This window comes from Paraglaciecola aestuariivivens, from assembly GCF_052983255.1.
The window spans coordinates 114672-138314 of sequence record NZ_JBRKBA010000006.1 but is presented as its reverse complement, the minus strand read 5'-3'; the positions used below and the strand labels follow the sequence as shown (position 1 = coordinate 138314).

The 23643-nt window shown below is 42.9% G+C and carries 22 protein-coding genes; 7 read left to right on the top strand and 15 right to left on the bottom strand.

Annotation, left to right across the window (positions count from 1 at the left end; all coding sequences use genetic code 11):
• Positions 1–19: 19 nt before the first annotated feature.
• The 6 genes from ACVCDT_RS10810 to ilvD form a co-directional block, all read right to left on the bottom strand.
• Positions 20–2293: a hypothetical protein gene (locus tag ACVCDT_RS10810; RefSeq protein ID WP_447132789.1), complete on the bottom strand. Its 2274-nt coding sequence runs from the start codon at positions 2291–2293 to the stop codon at positions 20–22.
• Between the two features lie 124 nt (positions 2294–2417).
• The gene (locus tag ACVCDT_RS10805) at positions 2418–2627 is read right to left on the bottom strand and encodes a hypothetical protein (protein ID WP_447132788.1); all 210 of its coding nucleotides are present in this window, start codon (positions 2625–2627) and stop codon (positions 2418–2420) included.
• Positions 2624–2977 (bottom strand): cupin domain-containing protein, encoded by a 354-nt coding sequence (locus ACVCDT_RS10800; RefSeq protein WP_447132787.1) that lies wholly within the window; start codon positions 2975–2977, stop codon positions 2624–2626. Before ACVCDT_RS10800 ends, ACVCDT_RS10805 begins: the two co-directional genes overlap by 4 nt.
• 177 nt (positions 2978–3154) lie before the next feature.
• The gene (locus ACVCDT_RS10795; protein WP_447132786.1) at positions 3155–4075 is read right to left on the bottom strand and encodes a glutaminase; all 921 of its coding nucleotides are present in this window, start codon (positions 4073–4075) and stop codon (positions 3155–3157) included.
• A gap of 9 nt (positions 4076–4084) precedes the next feature.
• Positions 4085–5635, bottom strand: coding sequence for a threonine ammonia-lyase, biosynthetic (gene ilvA, locus ACVCDT_RS10790; RefSeq protein WP_447132785.1), 1551 nt, complete (start codon positions 5633–5635; stop codon positions 4085–4087).
• On the bottom strand, positions 5636–7483 hold the full coding sequence (gene ilvD, locus ACVCDT_RS10785) for a dihydroxy-acid dehydratase (RefSeq protein ID WP_447132784.1): 1848 nt from the start codon (positions 7481–7483) through the stop codon (positions 5636–5638).
• A gap of 226 nt (positions 7484–7709) precedes the next feature.
• On the opposite strand from ilvD, the gene ACVCDT_RS10780 reads away from it, so the two are divergent.
• Positions 7710–8339 carry a trimeric intracellular cation channel family protein gene (locus ACVCDT_RS10780; RefSeq protein ID WP_447132783.1) on the top strand — a complete coding sequence of 210 codons (630 nt, stop codon included), beginning with the start codon at positions 7710–7712 and terminating at the stop codon, positions 8337–8339.
• A 62-nt stretch (positions 8340–8401) separates the two neighbouring features.
• Entirely contained in the window at positions 8402–9913 is a 1512-nt protein-coding gene (locus ACVCDT_RS10775; protein WP_447132782.1) for a YifB family Mg chelatase-like AAA ATPase, read from the top strand.
• Positions 9914–9916: 3 nt separating this feature from the next.
• Here the strand turns inward: ACVCDT_RS10775 and ilvY are convergent, their stop codons facing one another.
• The gene (gene ilvY, locus ACVCDT_RS10770) at positions 9917–10771 is read right to left on the bottom strand and encodes an HTH-type transcriptional activator IlvY (RefSeq protein WP_447132781.1); all 855 of its coding nucleotides are present in this window, start codon (positions 10769–10771) and stop codon (positions 9917–9919) included.
• Between the two features lie 159 nt (positions 10772–10930).
• Between ilvY and ilvC the strand changes: the two genes are divergently transcribed.
• The gene (ilvC, locus tag ACVCDT_RS10765; protein WP_447132780.1) at positions 10931–12415 is read left to right on the top strand and encodes a ketol-acid reductoisomerase; all 1485 of its coding nucleotides are present in this window, start codon (positions 10931–10933) and stop codon (positions 12413–12415) included.
• Positions 12416–12784: 369 nt separating this feature from the next.
• Positions 12785–13117, top strand: coding sequence for a hypothetical protein (locus ACVCDT_RS10760; RefSeq protein WP_447132779.1), 333 nt, complete (start codon positions 12785–12787; stop codon positions 13115–13117).
• Between the two features lie 121 nt (positions 13118–13238).
• Here ACVCDT_RS10760 and ACVCDT_RS10755 read toward each other — a convergent pair whose 3' ends face one another.
• From ACVCDT_RS10755 to ACVCDT_RS10730, 6 genes are all read right to left on the bottom strand, one after another.
• Positions 13239–14498, bottom strand: a complete 1260-nt coding sequence (locus tag ACVCDT_RS10755; RefSeq protein ID WP_447132778.1) for a multidrug effflux MFS transporter — start codon at positions 14496–14498, stop codon at positions 13239–13241.
• A gap of 108 nt (positions 14499–14606) precedes the next feature.
• Complete coding sequence (locus ACVCDT_RS10750; protein WP_447132777.1) at positions 14607–15092, bottom strand: SixA phosphatase family protein; 486 nt, start codon at positions 15090–15092, stop codon at positions 14607–14609.
• A complete protein-coding gene (can, locus tag ACVCDT_RS10745) occupies positions 15089–15679 on the bottom strand; it encodes a carbonate dehydratase (protein WP_447132776.1) in 591 nt (196 codons plus the stop codon). The genes ACVCDT_RS10750 and can overlap by 4 nt, the downstream gene beginning before the upstream one ends.
• Before the next feature lie 98 nt (positions 15680–15777).
• A complete protein-coding gene (locus ACVCDT_RS10740) occupies positions 15778–16929 on the bottom strand; it encodes a GGDEF domain-containing protein (protein WP_447132775.1) in 1152 nt (383 codons plus the stop codon).
• 276 nt (positions 16930–17205) lie between these two features.
• Positions 17206–17793: a hypothetical protein gene (locus ACVCDT_RS10735; protein WP_447132774.1), complete on the bottom strand. Its 588-nt coding sequence runs from the start codon at positions 17791–17793 to the stop codon at positions 17206–17208.
• Positions 17786–18283 (bottom strand): RNA polymerase sigma factor, encoded by a 498-nt coding sequence (locus ACVCDT_RS10730; RefSeq protein ID WP_447132773.1) that lies wholly within the window; start codon positions 18281–18283, stop codon positions 17786–17788. The genes ACVCDT_RS10735 and ACVCDT_RS10730 overlap by 8 nt, the downstream gene beginning before the upstream one ends.
• 200 nt (positions 18284–18483) lie before the next feature.
• On the opposite strand from ACVCDT_RS10730, the gene ACVCDT_RS10725 reads away from it, so the two are divergent.
• Positions 18484–18738, top strand: coding sequence for a hypothetical protein (locus tag ACVCDT_RS10725; RefSeq protein WP_447132772.1), 255 nt, complete (start codon positions 18484–18486; stop codon positions 18736–18738).
• Here the strand turns inward: ACVCDT_RS10725 and ACVCDT_RS10720 are convergent.
• Positions 18725–19624, bottom strand: coding sequence for a DMT family transporter (locus tag ACVCDT_RS10720; RefSeq protein WP_447132941.1), 900 nt, complete (start codon positions 19622–19624; stop codon positions 18725–18727). The two genes, ACVCDT_RS10725 and ACVCDT_RS10720, sit on opposite strands and share 14 nt — an antisense overlap.
• Before the next feature lie 75 nt (positions 19625–19699).
• Here ACVCDT_RS10720 and ACVCDT_RS10715 point away from each other — a divergent pair, with 75 nt between their 5' ends.
• Both ACVCDT_RS10715 and ACVCDT_RS10710 read left to right on the top strand, forming a co-directional pair.
• Positions 19700–21181, top strand: a complete 1482-nt coding sequence (locus ACVCDT_RS10715) for a M20 family peptidase (protein ID WP_447132771.1) — start codon at positions 19700–19702, stop codon at positions 21179–21181.
• A 16-nt stretch (positions 21182–21197) separates the two neighbouring features.
• On the top strand, positions 21198–22313 hold the full coding sequence (locus ACVCDT_RS10710; protein ID WP_447132770.1) for a TonB family protein: 1116 nt from the start codon (positions 21198–21200) through the stop codon (positions 22311–22313).
• Positions 22314–22379: 66 nt separating this feature from the next.
• Here the strand turns inward: ACVCDT_RS10710 and ACVCDT_RS10705 are convergent, their stop codons facing one another.
• The gene (locus ACVCDT_RS10705; RefSeq protein WP_447132769.1) at positions 22380–23630 is read right to left on the bottom strand and encodes a glutamate-5-semialdehyde dehydrogenase; all 1251 of its coding nucleotides are present in this window, start codon (positions 23628–23630) and stop codon (positions 22380–22382) included.
• Between the last annotated feature and the right edge of the window lie 13 nt (positions 23631–23643).

Genomic DNA, 23643 nt, shown 5'->3' with positions numbered 1-23643 from the left:
GACTCTAAGCCGCATGCGCTCACTGCCTACCTACTGTAGGTGGCCTAGATAGAGGCTCCAAACCAATCTGAGCACGAATCTCAGAGACTTTTTTATCAACCATGGCCATGACCTCGTCAATGTCCGGATGGGCGCGGTAACAGGTGAATAATGGGCTGTAGGGGAACAGTCTGAAACTGGATGGGATCCCCTTCTGCAGTTTTTTCTTCAAGGTCTGCATGGCGTCTTCACTGGCCTGCAATGGTGATTCAAGGCAAGTTAGCGCTAATGACCAATATGATGACTGCCAAGAGGCGCGCTTTAATCTCGGTTGGAAATATTCCAGCAAGTGAGTTCGCCAAGCCCTTGCCGATGGATTGTCCACTTTTGTTATGTTTAAAAGCATCATCATGGCCCATTGCTGCTCAGCATTAGCTATTTTAGGCTCTGATTCGAGGAGCGGAGTGTAATTTTCTAAGGCCAGCTTTCGAGCGGTGTCTTGTTCGTCTAATAACCACCCAAACAGTATGGCGTCGAGTGGAGCGTAAGCATTGTTAAACTCGCTTGTATTGCGCTGCAAAGTATCCAACGGGATTTGTTTAGGTATTAAGCCAGCTCGCCATGCTGACACCTGATATACCATTAATATTCGCTGGTTTAGCTGGTTGGGCTCAACTTGCATTAACCTGCTTGCTTCCTGTTCGGCTTGATAAAATTCGCCCAGCATCATCCAAAAAAATATTTTACGCAGCGACCACTCATAATCGGGCTCTAGGTCGGTACGTTGTGTCAATGCCCAAGCTTTGGACCACTCGCCCTTGCTCTGATAAAGATTTAATAATTTTTCGGCGGCCTTGGGTGAGCCTGGAGTTGTCTTGAAAATCCGTAAATAAGTTTGTTCGGCTTTTTCAAGTTCCCCTGCGTCAATTTGGCGAAGGCCTAAATTGGACAAGAGTATCGAAGACATGGGGTCCAGTTCCAATGCGCGTGCCAAATACTCATCTGCTTTGTTATCCTGTCCCACGTCCGAGAAATGACTGTGTAACCAGTTATAGGGAAGCACATAATTGGGGTTCAGCTCTATTGCCTGCAAATAGGTGGCGATCGCCGCGTCTATGTTGTCCAGCGCCGCTAAATATGCACCTTTGGAGGTGAGCATTTCTGCCGTCTTAGGGTGAGGAAAACGGCCCATTAATGGCGCAACTTGCTCAAGGTATTCTTGATGGGTGATTTTGCCATAGGACCATAACAGCAAATAAGCGTCGGCTAAACCTGAGTGGGCCAATTCGTTATTGGAATCAGCTTCCAGAGATCGTCTAAAAAACGCCACTGCCTTATTCATGCCCGAAGAAGAGCGGCTACGCAAATGAAAACGCCCCAGCAAATAGGCATCGTAAGCCTCGATATTGCGCGTACCGGTTTGTTGTACTTCCCTCAACTCACCATCCAACAGGGTAACTTGTAGTTGTTCAATGACAGCAGCAGACACTTGGTCCTGAATTTTAAACAGATCGGTAATCTCAAAATCATAGGTGCCTGACCACAAGTGATAACCGGTTTTGGCCTCAATTAATTGCACCGTTACTCTAATTTGCGTGCCAAATTTGCGCACGCTGCCTTCCAATATATGGGCTACATTTAATTGCTGAGCTATGTCGCGGATATCGATATTTTTTCCTTTGAAAAAAAACGAACTGGTACGCGCAGCGACTTTCAAGTGGTTAATTCGAGCCAGACCATTTAACAACTCTTCCGCCAAACCATCTGAGAAATATTCTTGCTCGGGATCATTGCTCATGTTGGCAAAGGGCAGCACCGCAATAGACGGCTTACTATCTAATTCGTCGGTTTTGATGAGGGCTTGTTCGATGGCACTGGTTGGGCTTGATGTGGTTGTGGTTGTGGTTGTGGTTGTGGTTATCCAGAATTTATCAACCAACAACCAAACCAATGCAGCTACAAGTAAGGCAATAATAGCGCGATCAAATTTTCTGTTATTGGCATTTAAGGCGATAGTTTGTTCGGGGGGAGATGATTGCCCATTATCTTGCTGAGTGCGAACAATAGCGCCGCTCGGTGTAATGTCATATATCCAGCTTAAAAGACAAGTTAAGCCAAATCCCAAGGCTAATAGCACCAGAATAACGGGCATCAGCCATGCTGGCATGCCCACATAGGGGCCGATAGTCGCCAGAACTTGTATAACTAACCAAGCACCAATTAAATAGGCGGTTGCCACACGAAAAACGTTACGGCGTTTCAATTCCCTGAAAAAGGACATGGGTGGAAGGCTCCCAGCAAAAGCAGCCGACATAACTGCTTATTATTGTATATTTTATAACCACTTAGGTTATGTCAAATCACTGATACACTCAACAAAAGCAAGCCGAAAGATTTTATTTTTTTAAAACTAATGGGTTCTTTACTTTAAGGGCCATCTAATTAATTTGTTTAGCCGCCTTTAAACTCAATTTTTCCTGAGCCTTAACAAAAAAGTCATAATAATCATGGCTTTCATCAAGTACCTCTAATGCTTTATTAGCTTGGGCTAAGGCAGCTTTAATATCACCATTTACATCATATCTATAGGCCAAACCGTATTGCGCATCTGGAGAGTCTGGGCCAGGATCTAAAGTAGCAGCTGTCAACTACGCTTAATTTCAGTCTCAACAATGATTATTTCAGTTTCACCAATATTTTTAACATTATGGGTGGTTGCTGGTAAATATAAGGTTTCTCCGTCAGTTACCTTCAACACATTTGATGGCTGGGTTGGATCTTGCGGCACTAACTCTAAAACGCCACCTTTAACAAAGTATACAACCCGATTGGGGTGAATATGGCTATGCATGCCTGACTCGGCGCCCACTGGATAAGTTAAACGCACCACCTCCACATCAGTGTTATCCAATAAGACTTCTCTTTTACCTAATTTTTCGCCTGCCAAACTCATAGTCGAACAAACAACAGAAATTATAGCTAGGAAAATAAACTTCATAAGACCTCTTAATTATCAATAAAGATATTGAAAACAATACCTTATAAATAATCGTTCGGCAGGTAAAATATAAAATTAATTAAATTTTAGATGTGAGTGTGAATAAGGTTTTTTCTATGTGGATACTGTAACCAGCATAATAACGACTAGGACGGGTCAAAAATAATCTGCACTGATTTAATGCCCAAATACCGACCAACCGGTTTCATGGGTTAATAACTCTAAGGCTTCTGTGCCTAACTTGCTGTTACCAATAACATCTAAGCCAGGTGACCATACAGCTATTGAGGCTTTACCTGGTGCTATGGCTAAAATACCGCCTCCCACGCCACTTTTGCCGGGTAAGCCTACTCTAAAAGCAAATTCTCCAGAACCGTCATAATGGCCGCATAACATCATCAAACTATTAATACGCCTTGCTCTTTTTGCCGACACCACACGATAGCCTGTTACAGGATTGACGCCATCGTTAGCTAAAAACAGGCCGGCTTTAGCGAGTTGAATAGTGTTCATGGCTATAGAGCAATGATGAAAATAGGTGCCAAGCACCGCATTTACCGGGTTTTCAAAATGCCCAAAAGACGCCATAAAATGCGCCAAAGAGGCATTTCTATCGCCAGTTTTTTGCTCAGACAAGGCCACTTTTTTATCTATGGCAATACTGTCGTCATCCGCCAAAAAGCGCATAAATTGTAGAATTTCGGCCAGGGTTTCTTTGGGTTGGTGTTTCTGCAAAATGGCATCGGCTATGGCTATGGCACCAGCGTTAACAAAGGGGTTACGCGGTTTACCTAATTCATGTTCGAGTTGTACTATGGAATTAAAGGGGTCACCAGAAGGTTCACGGCCCACGCGGTTCCAGACTAACTCCCCTAACTTGCCTAAAGCTAAGGTTAGGGTAAATACTTTTGAAATACTTTGAATAGAAAACAAGGTTTGCGCACAGCCTGCGCTATAAATGCTGCCATCTGGCAGAGCCACACTCATAGCAAACTGCTTAGGATCAACCGCAGCTAAAGAAGGAATATAACTGGCTACTTCACCTTTATCCTGTGTAGCCGCCATTTTGGCTGCTATACGGTCTACGATGTCTTGCATTTTTGTCACTTAATCTAAGGATCCATTTGCATCTGCTAAAAAGAATTTATACGCAAGGTTGTCAGTCTGCTCTTGGTAAAGATACCCTAAATCATCTAAGTGTTGGGCAAATTCTGCTTGGTCTGCATCAGAAATTTCAAATCCAGCCAAAACCAAGCCATCAGCGGCCCCATGATTTCGATAATGGAATAAAGTGATATTCCACCTTTCGCCCAAAGTATCTAAGAACTTTTTCAAGGCACCTGGGTATTCTGGAAATTCAAAAGACAACAATTTTTCATTTAATAAAGTGGGGGGACGCCCGCCAACCATGTATCTTACATGCAATTTAGCCAGTTCATTTTCTGATAGGTCAAAGCTTTGGTAGCCCTGAGCGGCCAAAGTTTCACTCAATTGTTGCAGCTCTACTTGGCCATTCGCTAACTTTATGCCAACAAAAATATGGGCTTCTTGATTGCTCGAATAACGGTAATTAAATTCGGTGATAGCTCGGCCACCTAATAATCCACAAAACTGTCTAAATGCTCCTTTACGTTCGGGAATTCTTACCGCCAATACAGCTTCTTTTTGTTCGGCTAATTCACAACGCTCAGACACATACCTAAGGGTGTGAAAATTAATATTGGCTCCACATAAAATGCCACCAAACTTTTTACCTTTAACCGGATTTTGTTTTAAATATTTGCGCATGGCCGCAACTGACAAAGCCCCTGCAGGCTCAGCAATCACACGGGTATCATCAAAAATATCTTTAATGGCGGCGCAAATTTCATCGGTGTTAACCGTCATCACCTGATCAACGTATTGCTGACACAATCTAAAAGGTTCTTCACCTATTATTTTCACCGCTACCCCGTCAGCAAAAATGCCAACATGATCAAGCGGCACAGGTTTACCCGCTTGCATGGCGGCCTGTAGGCAAGCAGATTCATCTGATTCCACGGCAATGATAGTTAAATCGGGCTTTAATTGTTTTAAAAACACCGCTATCCCAGCAATCAGTCCACCGCCACCTACGGCAATAAATAAGGTATCTAAATGCGGATTTTGCTCTAGTAGCTCGCGAGCAATAGTACCTTGTCCGGCTATTACATCTTCATCATCAAAAGGCGCAACTACCGTTAAGCCTTGGGTTTTAGCCAAGCGCAATGACTCATCTTTGGCTTCATCAAAACTTGTGCCGTGCAATACCACAGTGACATTATCGCCGCCAAAGTTACGTACCGCTTCGACTTTAATATCTGGCGCAGTAGCTGGCATCACTATAGTGGCATGAATACCCTTTTTACGTGCTGAGTAAGCCACACCTTGAGCATGGTTTCCGGCAGAGGCGGCCACCACACCTTTGGCTAACTGAGCTTCACTAAGTTGGCATAATTTATTGTAGGCACCTCTAAGCTTGAACGATTTAACCGGCTGCTGATCTTCACGTTTTAGCCAAATGTCGTTACCTAAGCTGGCCGACAGTTTATCCAGTTTTTGCAGATCAGAATTCACTGCCACATCATAAACTGGTGATAATAAAATACGTTTTAAATAATGGTTAGCGCTCAGTGGCATTTAATCCTCCAACATAGAAGCATTGCGCACTCCCCCTTTGTCGGCACTGGTAGCTAAAAGGGCATAAGCTTTAAGGGCTAAAGACACTTTTCTTTGTCTATTTTGCGGCTTCCACGGATTAGCGCTGGCCTGCATGGCCGCACGGCGTTGCTCTAATTCTTCATCAGAAATATCTACCCCAATTTTGCGCTTAGGAATATCAATACTAATACTGTCTCCTTCTTGCACTAAGGCAATGCCACCGCCACTGGCGGCTTCTGGCGCACAGTGGCCAATAGATAAACCAGAGGTGCCGCCCGAAAAACGCCCATCAGTGATCAATGCACAAGACTTGCCTAACCCTTTGGCTTTTAAGTAGGTAGTGGGGTATAGCATTTCTTGCATACCAGGGCCTCCTTTAGGTCCCTCATAGCGGATCACAACCACATCGCCGGCTATTATTTGGTCAGACAAAATCGCCTCTACAGCTGCATCTTGGCTTTCAAAAATACGCGCTCTGCCGGTAAAGGTATGAATAGATTCATCTACCCCTGCGGTTTTGACTATACAGCCATTTTCGGCAATATTGCCAAATAATACGGCTAACCCACCTTCTTCACTAAAGGCATGTTGACGATTACGAATACAGCCATTTTCTCTATCTGTATCTGCACTAGGCCAGCGACAATTTTGGCTAAAGGCTTGGGTAGTACGGATACCCGCAGGCCCAGCTTTATAAAACTCTAAGGCTTGAGGATTATCACCTTTGGCAATGTCCCATTCATCGATCACCTTGCCTATAGTTTCACCTAATACATGGGGTGAATCTGGGTGTAATAAACCAGCACGATTTAGCTCGGCTAAAATGCCTATTACCCCGCCCGCTCTGTGTACATCTTCCATATGGTATTTAGGTGTAGCTGGCGCGACTTTGCACAAGTGCGGAACTTTACGCGAAAGCCTGTCGATATCGGCCAAGGTAAAAGGGATCTCGCCTTCAACCGCTGCGGCTAATAAATGCAAAATAGTATTAGTCGAACCACCCATGGCGATATCTAAACTCATGGCATTTTCAAAGGCTTTAAAATTAGCAATGTTACGGGGTAATACAGACTCATCGTCTTGCTGATAATAACGACGGCATAATTCGACAATTTGGCTGCCCGCTTGTTTAAATAAGTTTTCGCGATCAGCGTGGGTGGCCAACATTGAGCCGTTACCAGGTAATGACAAACCTAATGCTTCAGTTAAACAGTTCATAGAATTGGCGGTAAACATACCAGAACATGAACCACAAGTGGGGCAAGCTGAACGTTCTACTTGCTCGCTTTGTTCGTCACTAACATTGTCATCTACCCCAGCTACCATAGCATCAACTAAATCTAGCTTAATCAATTGATCTGATAGTTTGGTTTTACCTGCTTCCATTGGCCCGCCCGAGACAAAAATAACCGGAATATTTAGGCGCATTGAGGCCATTAACATGCCTGGGGTAATTTTATCGCAGTTTGATATACACACTATGGCATCGGCACAGTGGGCATTAACCATGTACTCCACCGAATCTGCAATAATTTCTCGCGAGGGCAAACTGTACAACATGCCACTGTGACCCATAGCTATACCATCATCTACCGCTATGGTATTAAATTCTTTGGCCACACCGCCCGCTGCTTCTATGCTACGCGCCACTAACTGGCCCATGTCTTTTAAGTGCACATGCCCAGGTACAAATTGGGTAAAAGAGTTAGATACTGCAATAATGGGCTTACCAAAGTCGCCATCTTTCATGCCTGTCGCGCGCCAAAGAGCGCGGGCACCGGCCATGTTTCGTCCTTGAGTGGTGGTGGCAGATCGTAATTTTGGCATGTTATTTACTCGCTATTAAATTCAATGACATACACCCTTGTCTGAAAAAGCACAGATTGGCAAAGCATAGATCATCCGCTTAGGAATGAAGGGTTGTGTTCAGTGTTTTTAGAAATAGCATGATGGTATTCACCATATCAAGCATTGCTATATGCCATTTTAGCGGGTTATATATTAAAGCTACTGCTGAATGGCTTGGCAAAATTAAAAACTTCAGGAATTAAAAATGGCTTCTTGGTTACATTGGGTAGATTTAGCAGGCGTAGCGGTCTTTGCTATTGCTGGAACATTAATGGCCTATAAAAAACACATGGATGGTTTTGGGGTGGTGGTGCTAGCGTCAGTCACCGCCATTGGGGGTGGCACCTTAAGAGACATGATTTTAGATTTGCCGGTGTTTTGGGTGCAAGATCCCAGCTTTTTTTATGTGATTATGTTAGCGGCCTTAGGCACTATTATTTGGCTTAGGCATAAAACCACCTTTCCACTGCGATATTTATTATTTGCCGATGCCATTGGTTTAGCTTTTTTTAATGTGATGGGTCTACAAAAGGCCCTAACCTATGGAGCCTCACCTTTAATTGCCATCGCCTTAGGTACTATGACTGGGGTGTTTGGCGGCTTAATTCGAGATGTGATCTGCCGAGAAATTCCCTTAGTGTTAAAAGGTGAGCTGTATGCCACCACATGTATTTTAGGTGGCGCCTGTTATGTACTAGGCGTGTACTTTAATTGGCCAGTTGTCAGCTGCATGCTCATAGGGTTTACTGTGACTTTGGCCTGTCGATTAGGCGCCATGAAATGGCATTGGCACTTACCAGTATTTAACCCACACGATGCCATCACAGACGATTAACTCGCAATTTAGCGACTTTTGGCTAGCCTTAAGATTTAAATCCATGCAAAAGGAGTTGCAGCATGTCTTTAGCCGTAGTGTTATCGCGGGCCTCAATTGGTATAGACGCGCCACTAATTTCAGTAGAAGTCCATTTAGCCAATGGTTTGCCTTGTTTTAACCTAGTGGGCTTGCCCGAAGCATCGGTTCGCGAGGCCAAAGATAGAGTACGCAGCGCCTTAATTAATTCAGGATTCGAGTTTCCAGCCAAACGTATTACCATCAATCTAGCGCCAGCCGAATTACCCAAAGATGGTGGGCGTTTTGATTTAGCCATTGCAATAGGCATTATTGCGGCTAGCCAACAGCTAGACCAAGCTCTATTAAGCAATCTTGAATTAGTCGGAGAATTAGCCTTAACCGGAGAAATTCGTAGCATTACTGGTGCCTTACCTTTTGCCTACGCCTGCCACCAAGCCAAGCACACCGCTATTTTGCCCAGCGCCAATGCCGCTGAAGCCTCGTTAATTAAACAGGCAAAGTTACTGCCTGCAAGTCAACTTTTAGAGGTTTACCATCATATTAGTGGGCAAATGCCATTAAATTTTTATTCAATCGAACAACCAGAACAAGGCCTTGAATATGCGCAAGACTTACAAGATGTAGTAGGCCAAGCGGCAGGCAAACGTGCCTTAGAAATTGCCGCAGCAGGGGGGCATAATTTACTTTTTACTGGTCCTCCTGGCACGGGCAAAACTATGCTGGCCAGTCGTTTGATCACCATTTTACCCCCTATGACAGACGATGAAGCCCTAGCCTCAGCGGCGATCCACTCTATTGTAGGTAAAGCCGTTAACCCAGCCACTTGGAAACATCGAGCATTTCGCCATCCACACCACACCAGCTCGGCTGTGGCATTAGTAGGCGGTGGCAGCATTCCTCGTCCGGGGGAAATTTCATTGGCACACAATGGAGTGTTGTTTTTAGATGAACTACCTGAATTTGATCGAAAAGTACTAGATGTTTTACGTGAGCCCCTTGAATCAGGCACAGTAAGTATTTCGCGCGCCGCCCGACAAGCGCAATTTCCCGCTAGGTTTCAATTGGTCGCTGCTATGAACCCCAGCCCAACGGGCAGTATTCAAGATGGGCGCAGTAGTCCAGATCAAATTTTACGTTATTTAAATCGTATCTCAGGCCCCTTTTTAGATCGCATAGACTTACAAGTGGATGTGCCTAAATTACCTAATAATGATTTTTCTGAGCAGGTCAAAAGTCGCGGGCAAACCAGTCAAGAGGTGCGCCAAAGAGTCATTCAAGCTTATCAGCTGCAACTTAACCGCAGCGGCAAAGTTAACGCCCAACTCAGTAGCAAAGAGGTCGAAAAAGTTTGCCAGCTAGCCCCAGCCGATCAGACGTTTTTACATCAGGCGGTAGACAAACTTGAGCTGTCTTTGCGCACTTATCACAGGGTATTAAAAGTGTCTCGCACTATTGCCGACCTCACCCAGAGCGCCAAGATAAGCCGCCAACATTTAGCCGAAGCGCTTAATTATCGTGCTTTTGATCGGCTGTTAGCGCAATTAACCCGATAACAGCTAACAATTAAATAAAGCATGAATACTAGGTTCGTCGGCGCGTTTACGTAAACAACATAAACCCAGTTGATAAGGCTCAATGTCATCTAAGTGAATACGATTTACTTTTTGCCCTATAGCAGAGTGATCTAACACCACTTCTGGTACTATGCCTAAACCACAGCCTAAGGCCACCATGCTCACTATGGCTTCGTTACCCGCCACTTTGGCATAAACTTTTGGCCGCAGCCCTTGCTCAGCAAACCAATGATGCACTATACGTTTTGATGGTCCAGACTCTGGTAAAATTACCCCATGATTGCGCCAGTCCACTTGCTCTAAGCGGGTATACATAGTGCTTTTAGGCGCAATCAGTAATAACGGAATACGGTCTAAAGGCAAAAAGCTTAACTCAGCTGGAAAATCTGGAGTATGAATAGCAATAGCGGCATCCACCTCTTGTTGCATAACTTTACTCACAGACCAAGCAGGATCACCAGTGGTTAGCTTAATTTCTACTTGCGGATAAGCATGACGAAAGCTGTCGAGTAACCTAGGTAAATGACTTTGACTGGCAGTCACAGAACAAAACAAACTTAACTCACCCATTAATTGTTGATCTTGTTCGTTTAACTCCCATTTTACTTTTTTCCACTCAGTAAGGGTGTGCTGAGCAAAACTCAATAACTTGGCCCCAGAAGCAGTAAGTTTAACTTTACGGTTATCTCGTACAAATAACATGGCTCCACACTCTTGCTCTAGCCTTTGAATTGCACGGCTTAAAGTCGATGGACTAACAAACATAGACTCAGCGGTTTTATTAAAATGTAAACTGCTGGCTAAGTGTTGAAATAATTCTAGGCTACGAATGTCCATAGGCCCCCAAGTTAAACTTCATTGTTGCAAATAATGAAACATAGTATTGCAAACATATCATTTTAAACAACACTCTTTTCGCTCTATGCTTAGTTCACTTAATTTTTAACCTCAATCTTAGCTGTAAATTCAGCAAGAAAACTTAAGAGTACTTTCTTCATGGCTAATTACTTTAATACCCTTAGTTTACGTCAGCAGTTAGACCAATTAGGTCGCTGCCGTTTTATGCAACGAGATGAGTTTTCATCTGGCTGTGACTACCTTAAAGGTAAAAAAATTGTAATAGTGGGATGTGGCGCACAAGGTCTTAACCAAGGCTTAAATATGCGTGACTCTGGGTTGGATGTGAGTTATGCCTTACGCCAAGCCGCCATAGATGAAAAACGTGATTCTTTTCAGCGAGCTAGCAGCAATGGCTTCACAGTCGGCACTTATCAAGAGCTGATCCCTAGTGCCGATTTGGTTTACAACTTAACCCCAGATAAACAACACGCCAGTGTAGTAGAAGCCGTGATGCCGCTTATGAAAAAAGGCGCCACCTTAGGTTACTCCCACGGCTTTAATATTGTTGAAGAAGGTCAGCAAATTCGCCAAGACATTACAGTAGTAATGTGCGCGCCAAAGTGTCCAGGCACAGAAGTTCGCGAAGAATATAAACGTGGTTTTGGTGTCCCTACTTTGATCGCTGTACACCCCGAAAACGACCCAGAAAACAAGGGCTGGGATATTGCCAAAGCCTTAGCTTCTGCTACAGGTGGTGATAGAGCAGGGGTGTTAGAGTCTTCTTTTGTGGCCGAAGTTAAATCAGACCTTATGGGTGAACAAACCATTTTATGTGGCATGCAACAAGTTGCTGCGGTATTAGGTTACGAAAAAATGGTGGCTGATGGCATAGATCCAGGCTACGCAGGCAAGCTAATCCAAGAAGGCTTAGAAACCATTACCGAAGCCCTAAAAATTGGTGGTGTCACCAATATGATGGACAGGCTTTCTAACCCAGCCAAAATCAAAGCCTTTGCGCTTTCTGAACAATTAACCGACTTGTTACGCCCTTTATTTGGCAAACACCAAGACGACATTATCAGCGGTGAGTTTTCTCGCACTATGATGGAAGACTGGGCAAATGGCGATGCCAACCTGTTGAAGTGGCGTGAAGAAACCGGTCAAACCGGCTTCGAAAATGCCCCAGCTTATGACGGCGAAATCGACGAACAAGAATTCTTTGATCACGGCGTATTTTTAGTCGCCATGATTAAGTCAGGTGTTGAGCTAGCCTTTGATGTAATGGTTGAAGCAGGCATTTTACCTGAGTCAGCTTATTATGAATCACTACATGAAACCCCGTTAATTTCTAATACTATTGCGCGTAAACGCTTATACGAAATGAATGTGGTGATTTCAGATACGGCAGAATACGGAAACTATTTATTTGCTAATGCTGCCATTCCTTTGTTAGCAGAGAAATTTATGCCGCAAGTCAGCACAGACCTGATAGGCAAAGCCTATAAAACCGATTCGAATAGCGTAGATAACAAAACCTTAGTTGAGGTAAACCGCGCCATTCGTGAACATGGTGTAGAAACCATAGGCGCTAAATTACGTGGTTACATGACAGACATGAAAGCCATAGTTGAAAGTGTTTAATTTAATTTTATTGCGTTAAAACCAAAAAAACTCTCCCTATTTGCCCAGCTTATTTCGCTGGGCTTTTTTTGGATTAACCTTTAGTAACAGCAAGCTGTAGCCATTTGCATACAGTAAAAACTAGGTGTTTTTGGCTAGAACGCCTAATAAAGCTGGGGCTTTGCGCTCAATTTAACTAAACCAAGTGAAATTGCCCAAGCTCACGTAAAACTGTTACTAAAAGCAGACATATATTGGCATAAGGATTAACAAAACCCCTGATTTCATTGGCTTTGCTAATTTGGCCTAAGTATTGCTCTGTGAGCCTAGCGTGCAGATAAGTGGTAGCAACAATCCGTTTTTTTACTTTCTACCCGAATAGGAATAACTATGAACAAATCCATAACTCGTGTTGCCAAAATTGATGATTGGTTTTTTGAAGTAAAAATGGTCAGAGCGATCAAATCTAAAAATTATGGTGACTCATACTCTGCCGTGGCCCAGTTAACTGCTAATGGCGAGAGCATGCATATCGATTCGCATTTATCTGTGGATGATACCGAGTTAACCAAAGATGACTTTATGACTATTTATAAGTTCTGCCAGTCTATGGGCATGAAAAGCATCAGTTATGACAGAGTGAAAAATGGATTGCGCACGTCTAAACGAGTGGAAGTATCAGAAGAGCCTATAGCCAGACCCAATATGCGCTTAGTTAAATAAACACTGGCACAAAAAAAGCGCTATGCACAAACACCAAAAGGTAAAACGTCATACATAGCGCGCAAAATTGAGGGTCAAATCGCCATTGATAATACGGCTTTTGACTGAACCAAAGATGAATCTATTCTGAACTAAGAAGTTTTGCTTTTTTCATTTGTAAACGAGCTTTGTTTGCCCGCCAAAATAACAAGCTAGATAAGGCACCAAATCCAACAAACCCCAAAGCAATTGGGGTAATGGTGTTTTGAATAAAGCTACCAATAAACACAGCGGTTGGCACCGCAATTAAACTACTTAACGAACCAATAATAGCTGCGCCTAAGCCCGCCACCTCACCTAGTGGTTGCATGGCCATGGCATTGACGTTTCCGAATAACACTCCGATACAAAAAAACGCGCAAAATAACACACTGATAAACATCCAAAATGGCGGAATACCTGAGTGAAGCAAACATAACACGCTTAGAATCACCGAAAACACTAACCAGCCATATAACGCCCAAGTACACAAAGTTCGCATACCTAAACGCATTACCAAGGTGCCATTCACAAAAGACGCTAAACCAATAGAAAACGCCAACAAGGCAAAATAAATTGGAAACATATCGCCAGTTAGATAAATCTGTTGAAAAAGCGTTTGCGAAGAACTGATATAAGCCAAAAAGGCCCCAAAAATAATGCCTGCCGATAAGGTGTAAAACATCACCAATTTATGGGTCAAAATAAACCGACTAGAGCGCCATAATTGTGCCCAACTAAAAGGTAAACGCTTTTCTTTAGGTAAGGTTTCGGGCTGCCTGATAAAAAACCATAGACCCACCAGCAAACCAAAAATTAAGAAAGACGAATAAATATGTCGCCACGAAAACATCAATAAAATGGCTTGGCCAAAACTTGGGGCCAACATAGGCACTAAGATAAAAACCATCATTATAAAAGACATGACTCTGGCCATGGCTTCGCCTTCGTATTTATCGCGGATCACCGCCAATGCCGCTATTCTAGGGCCAGATACACCAAAAGCTTGGATCACCCGCCCCACTAACATCACTTCTAAAGATTGCGCAAACATACACACCAATGAGCCAGCGGCAAAAACCAGTAACCCTGAAAGAATGGCATAACGCCTACCTTTGTCGTCAGACAAGGGGCCGTAATACAGTTGCCCAAATCCCATGCCAATAAAAAACAAAGATATGATTAAGTGGGTATTTCGATGATCGCTAATTTGTAAGTCTTGGCCAATTTGGCTTAACGCCGGCAACATGGCATCAATACTTAAGGCTACCAAAGACGTCATCAAAGCCATAAGCGCAACAAATTCCACTAAGCCAATTTCTGCCTTAATGGGTGGTGTTGCTGAAGGGATCTTTGCTGACATAAGGTATCTCGTTAATAAAAAGGCGAGGAGTCTAGCATCGTCATCAAACTATGCTAATAACATTTTTGCCAAAAGCCAAAAGTCTAACCTATAAATCACAAAAAATGTTTATTTAACAGGAATTTGCACTTTAGTTGTACGAATTGAATCGACATCTTTTTGCACTATATAAAGATCGCCGTAGTCACTTTCTAGGATCTGTACTTGTGCAGCCCCCATAAGTGCCATTAATTGTGGAGTGGTGTTGCTATGCCCCACCACCAAAACCTGATTGAGTTGGCTTAATTGATGGGCAAAAGCTTTGAGGTCACGCGGATTATACAAACTTAACTCAAGCTGTTTAGACTCAGCCACTCCAGTAGCAGTTTGTTTAGTGCGTTGATAATCGGTACTGAATACTTGAGCTAGCTGACGCCCTTTAAAATAATCAATTAAACCAAGTGCTCTAGCCTTACCTTTAGCGGTTAGGCTAGGGTCTTGACCAGCTTGTTTTTCAAAGTGCCTAACAAAATACCAGGTTTGCGGCTCTGCCCAACTGTTTAGCGAAATACAACTAAAGACTAGAGCAAAGCTTAAACCTAATAATTGTTTCACTTGCCTTTAGTCGCTAAGTCTTCAATTAAGCCGGCACGTAAGCTATAAATCCAACTATGAATTTGAATAGACTGCCCACGCTTTATCGCATCTTTTACTATGCTACTACGTTTTACATTGGCCGCTTGTTCAAGCACATTCAGTTCACATAATCGCGCGGTTCTGGCTTTATCATCTAACTGGGCTAATTCTTCTCTATGCTTGTAGGCAATATCTTTAATGTGCCCTAACCAGTTATCGATTAAGCCTAAAGAGTCGTCTTTTAATGCCGCGTCTACTCCACCGCATCCATAATGACCACACACAATAATATGTTTAACTTTAAGTACATCAACCGCGTACTGTAATACCGACAAACAGTTAAAATCGGTATGCACCACTAGGTTTGCCACATTACGATGTACAAAAATGTCACCAGGTAATAGACCAACAATTTGGTTAGCGGGTACACGGCTATCTGAACAGCCAATCCACAAATATTCTGGGGTTTGACGGGTCGCCAAATTATTAAAAAAATTAGGATCAGCTTGTTTGGTGCTGTCTGACCAATTTTTATTGTTTTCTAATAGTTGAGAAATGTTATTCATAAGACCTCACAGTAAGGGCTGCCAGTATAAAGAATCTTATAACGGCAACAAGTCCAACCTCAAATGCTGACTGATTATATACTATAAAAAATTCACTGCTAAAGCAGCTGAACCACTCTGTTTCTTTCTACCCTTTCAGCTTGCGACAGAGCAACTTCGGCGTGGCGAATTAAGCTCGCATAACAATAGTCGGTTTGGGTGCTTAACACTCCTAAGCTAGCAGTAAGACGAATACTTTCATGGCCATGCTGCAAACTAATTTGCCCCACAGCTAAACGCAATTGTTCTGCTAAGTTAAGGGTTTTAATTTCATCGGCATTGGGAAGAACCAACACAAATCTTGCTTCTTGAAGTTCACCAATAAAATCGCCCTTATGTAAACTATTGGCCAAAGTACGACTTACAGCGTTTAACGCTTGTTGCCCAGTTTTACTGCCATATTGCTGTTTAATCGAAGCAAAGTGATCTATATCGATGAGGATCAAACTTATGGGCTGATTAAAACGTTGGCAATTTGCCATAATTTTTTCAGCTATATCGGCCATGCCCTTGCGATTAAATGTGAGCGATTGCTGATCACTTATCAAACCCATATTTAGGCGCTGGGTAATGTCGGCTATTACCAATAACATTAGTGCAATCCCAATGGCGGTAAAATTAGCCGGCAATACCAGATAACTCACAATTTCGTAGGCGGAGGTTAAATTTTGCTCGGGCACTGCAGCTTGATTAACTAACAATATACCGCGCAATGCATGGATCAGCGCACTCACTTGGCAAATCGCCGCCACACATTTTTCTAAGTTCATTAAACGCCCTGGTTTATTCCAAACTATATAGGCGTTGAGCTGCATACATATAGCGATAAACCACGGACTAATGGCCATTTTAAGAGCAAAGTTATTTTGCACCGCAGAAAAATACACTATCCAATGCAGTGCAATAAAAGTCGCAAAGACAAACCAAATGATTTTCCAAGGGCGTTGCGAACGCAGTACTAAACCATAAGTGACAAAAGACACAGACACTAAGGTAATAACAATGTCGATTAACCAGAAAAACGGCTCTAGCCCAAACACCTTAACTGGTACTAGATTAATCACCCAACCTAATGCACCAAACAAAAAACCTATAGCCCAATACAAGATATAAGCTTGCCTATGCACAGTGCACCATATAAGCAAAAGCACACCACTAAAAATTAGATAAGTTAAACCTTGAGAGGCAACTAAATGAAATAAATACGACAATTTCAGTCCAAAATAAAAATTAGGATAAATAAAACGGCAGAATAACCACTAGGCTTTATCTTCACTATGAACAACCCATCGCCTAAATACTCCATCCAGTCTAAATACCTTTTTTAACAGGCAGTTAGCGAATAAAAACGATAAAACAGTGATTTTAAAAGCAGTAATTTTCTAAACATCGTTAAGCAGATTTTTCGACTATAACAAAAATAGGCTCAGAAAAATAACCAAGAAAGTCAAAACTTATGGGCAATATTTCATAAAAAACGTAACAAACTATTGACCAGCTTGTTTGCCTAACAGCAAAGATTTTAGTTCGGCTAATTCTAGCTCAAAACGTTTTTTACGCTTGTTGGCCCATATCCATAAACAAGGTAACGCCACAGCATTGATGACTAAGGTAAGATAAAACTTTTGCCAAAATATCGCTTCGGGAAAAATCTCAAAGTAAAACAGCAAGGCATTAAATACTGCAAAAAACGCCAAGAGTGCCCACACAGAATACTTACTTAGTTGAGCAATCTTAATGTTGTTGTGAATTTGTTTTTGCAGGTTCTTAATATGCAGCTCAGTATTATCTTGGCTCCAGCCCAAAGAAAAACGTCTAAGCCAAGTAACATATAGCACGCTAGCAAAACCTATCAGCATAACAATACTCATAAGAGCTAAGACAATAGGATCTAAGCGTTCAAATTTTAGGGCAATAATGCCGCCCGCTAGCAACAAGCAGCCAAAATCTAGCGCAACATAAGCACGCTGTTTATATTTTACGCGTCGCCACTTTTTACTAAGGGCCGCTAAATCAGCTTGTTCAACTGTTTGATTTTGCCAAAGTTGAGTTAACGGATCGGGATTCTCATGCATGGCTAATGCTCTCCATTAATTGTTTTCTAGCGCGGTTTAATATCACCCCAACATTTGACCCATTAATGCCACAGGCATTGGCAATTTCTTGGTAACTTAAGCCTTCCATAGACATAGTCACTACTTGCCGCGTTTGAATTGGCATACATCTAATCGCAGCTAACATGGTTTGTACTTGTTGCTCTTTAGCCAACTGTTCGTCTGTACACGCCTCTTTACTGGCAAGGGGATTTTGTACTTCACAATAATTGTCGTTGCGTGGTTGTTTAGCATGATAAGCCACATGGGTAATGGCTTTATTGTGGGCCACTCTTAAAATGTAGGTTTTTAAACTGCTATCACCCTTAAACTTTTCCAGCGCCTGCCACACCGCCAAAGTCACTTCTTGCAGCAATTCTTGACGCAGGTGAAAGTTGGCCTCATAGGTCGCAGCCACACGACTCAATAAAGACGCATGTTGCTGTAGCACTTGGTTAAAGTCTGAATTCAAAAAAAGCCCTAAATCCTTTGTCAAAACAAAAATATATGTTGCAGCCTATTTGCTTAGTCTGACGAGTTTAAAAATTATTACAGGCAGATGTAATAATTTTTATGCCGCTAAGACTAGAAGTTAAACACCAGATTTTTTTAACTAAAGCATTTGCCTAACAGTGAGGCTAAATTTAATTTAACACCACCAAGGAGTGAATTATGAGCACCTTAAGCTTTTTATTAATATTTGGCAGTTTCGCCGCTATTTATTTTGGCTTGGCATGGCTAGATAACAAATATGGCTGGCAACTGGTGAACTGGATCAACGGCCAAAGCCAGCAACCTTTTGCACCAGCGTCTAAAGCTAAGCCTCAAGAAGCTGTGATAGACAACTTAACAGAAAGGATCCAAGTATTAGAAAAAATAGTCACAGAGCCCAGTTATGAATTAAACCAAAAGCTTAATCGTCTGTAGTTTTTAAGATTGGCAATCTGAGCTTACCCATAGCGATAGCATTGCCAACTAACACTACCCCCACACCTATCAATGCTTCAATATGCCATTGATAGCCTTCAAACAGGGTGGATAAAATTAGCGCCACTATTGGGTAAACTAACACTACATAGGCCGCTTTATCTGAGCCCATTTGTTTAACCAGTTGCATATAAGCCCCAAAGGCTAAAACACTGCCAAAAACCGCTAAATACAACATAGAATAATAATATTGAGGCTGGGTGGGCAGAGTAAACTCAGCGCCATTTACTAAAGCGGCAATAAAGATAAAAATCACTCCATACCCCATGGCCCAAAAGTTCATTTGAATAATAGGGGTACCGTGATCTAACACCCGTTCAGAAATCACATTGCCTAAAGAGGCAAAAAAGAACGAACCTAAAGCCCAACCTATACCCAATAATAAAAACTGATTGGCACTCACCTTAGAAAATTCAGGTAAAAATATCAGCGCAATGCCAAACATGCCTAAGGTGGCGCCCACAATGACCTCGGCACGAATAGGCTTGTTTAGCAAAACTCGTCGTAGCAACACATTTATGTACACCATACCCGAGCTCATTAAGGCCACTATGGCACTAATAATATATTGCTGACTTTGATACAGCATAGTGTAATCAAGGGTATATAAACATAAGCCAACCCCCATCAACTTATAGTGAATATGCCTAGGTAAACTCAGGCTTAAGCCCTTAAATTTGCAGTAGCCGTATAAAATAAGCGCCGCAATTAAAAATCTATAGGCCACAGAAAGGGTAGGGTCAACTTCCCCAAACTGAAAGGTAATGGCTAGCCAAGTGGAGCCCCAAATAAGCACCACCACAGAAAAAAGCACTAGGTTAGACAAGGGTTTATTACTCAAAATGAAAGGTTTATGCTATGTGCTATTGTAACCAGTAAAATCAAAACCGTAGCCCTAACAATGAAAAAAATATTGCTATCTTTAGGGATAATTCTGCTGTTACTTATAGTTTTTATGCTATTTCGCGCAGAAACCCAATTTACCAACCACCAATACCAAGTTACTCAGCCGCTAACTCACATTGAGCTAGATAAACCCGAAGTGCTAAACAGGTTTAGCCAAGCCCTACAAATTAAAACCATTTCTTACGACGATCCCAGCTTGCTCGACCATCAGGCTTTTACCGACTTTCATCATTATTTAGCCGAGGCGTTTCCCCTAACTCATGCCAACACCCAAATTAAAACCTTTAAAGATTACAGCTTGGTGTATCACCTTAAAGGGCAAAACCCAGAGTTAAAGCCGGTATTATTTATGGGCCACATGGATGTTGTTCCGGTAGACAAACACACCCGCGAACAATGGCAACAACCACCTTTTAGCGGCAAGATAGTCGATGAAGTTATTTGGGGCAGAGGCGCCATAGACGACAAAGTCAGTGTTATAGCCCTAATGGAATCTATGGAAGCCTATTTATCGCAAGGGAAAACGCCACAACGCGACATCTACTTTGCCTTTGGTCACGATGAAGAAGTGGGAGGTGAAGGGGCCCAAGCCATAGCCGCACACTTTGCCCAGCAAGGCATCACATTTGAGTTTGTATTAGACGAGGGCGGAGTTGTTGCCAAAGGCTTAGTGCCAGGTGTAAGCGAGCCAGTGGCTTTAGTGGGGGTTGCCGAAAAAGGCTTTGTGAATATTCGCTTGTCGGTAAAAGGGCAAGGCGGCCACTCTTCACAGCCACCAGCACATACAGCGGCAGGCATTTTAGCCAAAGCCATAGTAGCGGTTGAAAACAATCCTTTTGAACCGCGCATGGACTTTTTTGAGTTAATGTTTGATAACATAGGTTTTACCTTACCCTTGGCACATCGTTTGCCCTTAGCCAACCTGTGGTTACTTGAACCCCTTATTCTTAGCACCCTAGTTAATAGTCCAGGCTCAGCGGCCACCGCTCGCACTACCACAGCCGTGACTATGTTGTCTGGTAGTACCAAATCCAATGTATTACCTACCCTGGCCACAGCAGTGGTGAATTTAAGAATATTACCCGGTGATACCATCGCCAGTATTCAAGCGCATTTAAAACAAGTGATTAATGATCCAAGAGTTGAAATGTCGGTAGAGTTAGCCAACGAAGCCTCGGGCGTGTCTCCCACTGAGCATCTTGGATTTAAGCTGATAGAGCAAACCATTAGGCGTTTAGACCAAAATATATTAGTCACCCCTTACTTAGTCACTGGCGCCACAGATGCCAGACACTTCCAAGGGTTATCAGATAATATTTACCGCTTTATGATGGTCTCGTTAAACCCAACGAGTCTGAATCAGTTTCATGGATTAAACGAACAAATAGCAGTGCAAGACTATATCAATGCCATACAATTTTATTACGCCATGTTAGAACAAAGCGCAGCAGGAAAGCCGGTAGCAGTAACCCATTAATACTAAAGGAATAGCCATGCAAATTCGCATACTCAGTTTAGCACTAGGACTTAATTTAGCCGTGGCGGCAAACGCCATGGCTGCCTCTTTTTCACAAGTCTATCAAGACTATTTAGCTTCGCAGCAAACTCAAAACACAACCCAAACCTTAGCCCTAGCTAAACAAGCCGCTGAGTTAGGCCAACAAAAATTTGGCGAAACAACAATCAATAGCATAAATCTGCAATATAACTTGGCGGCTGCTTATGCCGCTGCCAAACAACATCAACTGGCCTTTGAAACTATGCACAAGGTCACTGCTGGATTCAAAGCGCATTATGGTGAACACTCTGAACAATTATTAGGTGCCTTGTTAGAACAAATTGGCTATTTCCCCTCCACTCTTGGAAGCAATATTAGCAAACAAAAACAACAACTTAAGCCTATTGCCAAACAAGCGGTTGAGGTCACCGAAGCCTTGGCAAAGCGCTCGAGTAAAAAAGCCCCTTTTTATTATTATCAATTAAGCAAAGCCATCACCCAACACCCAGTTGTATTTCATGTAAGGCGAGATGCCATTAAAGCCACAGAGCTGGCCTATTCAGGCTTATTAGCAAGCATAGGCAACAACGACCTGCGCACCCTCGAAATGCAATTTACCCTAGCAACCATCAAAACTGGCTTGAAAAAAACCAACCAAGCCATAGACCTATACGAAAATCTCATTAGTACCATAGAGGCCCAATTAGACACCTCTCACCCCTATGAATTAAGTGCGCGCAGTCGGCTAGTGCAATTATACGAAGCTAAAGGACAATCAGAAAAAGCCACAGAACACTGCATACAAATAGGCCAAATGACACCCTGGCAAGACGAACTAGAACCCATGCCTTTGTATCGAATAGAGCCCAAATACCCTATGTCTGCCGCCAGAAATAGTCGCGAAGGTTATGCAAAAATGTCGTTTAGCATTGATGAAATGGGCTTTGTAAAAGATATAACCTTGCAAGAAGTTAAAGGCGGAAAAGACTTTGGCAAAGTTTCGATTCAAGCATTAGAAAAATGGCGCTATGCCCCAAGGTTTGAAAATGGCAAAGCCATTAAGGCCAAAAACCTTGAGGTACAACTAGACTTCAAATTATCTAAATCTTAACCCTAGCCCTATGCGTATTAGGTTGGTTTGGCTTAGCTTGGCTTGCTAATGCAAGCTCGCTTATCACTAAGCTCTCACCTCACCATCCCCCATCACAATAAACTTTTCAGTTGTAAGGGATGCTGCACCCATTGGCCCGTAGGCGTGTAATTTGCTGGTAGATATGCCAATTTCAGCGCCTAAGCCTAATTGGCCACCATCAGAAAATCTTGAAGAGGCGTTAACCATTACGACAGCTGAGTTAACCCGTCTGATAAATTCTTGCGCAGTAGAATAATCTTGGGTGGCGATCACTTCTGTGTGCCCCGAGGCGTAATCTTCAATATGTTCAATAGCATGGTCAAAATCAGCTACCACTCTTACTGCAATTTCCATTGCTAAATACTCGGCATGCCAGTCATCTTCGGTAGCCGCTTGTGCCCCTGCAAAATATTCTATGCTGGTTTCACAAGCATGCACCACAGTATTATGTTCGGCTAAAAGCGCGGCGGCTTTGGGTAAAAATGTTGCGGCAATATCTTGATGAACTAACAAGGTTTCTAGGGCATTACACACCCCTGTTCTTTGGGTTTTGCCATTTTTTAATAGGGCTAAGGCTTTGCTTTCATCCGCAGCTTTATCAACATATAAATGGCAGACCCCTTTGTAATGTTGGATCACCGGAATTTGGCTATTTTCAGACACAAACCGAATTAAGCCTTCGCCCCCTCTAGGAATAATTAGGTCTATGGACTCTGTAAGGGTCATTAGTTGATTCATAACCGCACGATCGGTATCAGGTACCACTACCACTGCAGCAGGGTCGATATTTTGTTTCGCTAGGGCGGTTTTTATACAGTCTGCCAAAGCCAGATTAGAATGTATGGCTTCTTTGCCGCCACGTAACACCACTGCATTACCGGCTTTTAAACATAAGGCTGCAGCATCTATAGTGACATTAGGGCGCGATTCGTAAATCATGGCGATTACCCCTAACGGAATACGCATTTTGCCCACTTGTATACCACTGGGCATAGTCTCTAATTTAGCAATGCTACCTACAGGATCAGCTTGAGCGGCAATGTCTAAAACCGCTTGGGCAATACTTTTTAACCGGTCTTGGTTTAGGGCTAACCTATCTAACATGGCAGCGTCTAAGCCGTGTTGTTGCCCTGCGGCCAAGTCTTTTTGATTGGCCGCTAAAATGTCATCGGCCTTGGCTAACAGTGCCTCTGCTATGTCTGTGAGTAACAAATGTTTTTGTGCAGCGCTTAATTGGGCTACCTGGCGCGAGGCTTTTTTGGCTGCCAGCGCCGCTTGTTTTATACAAAAGCTCATGCTCACTCCTAAA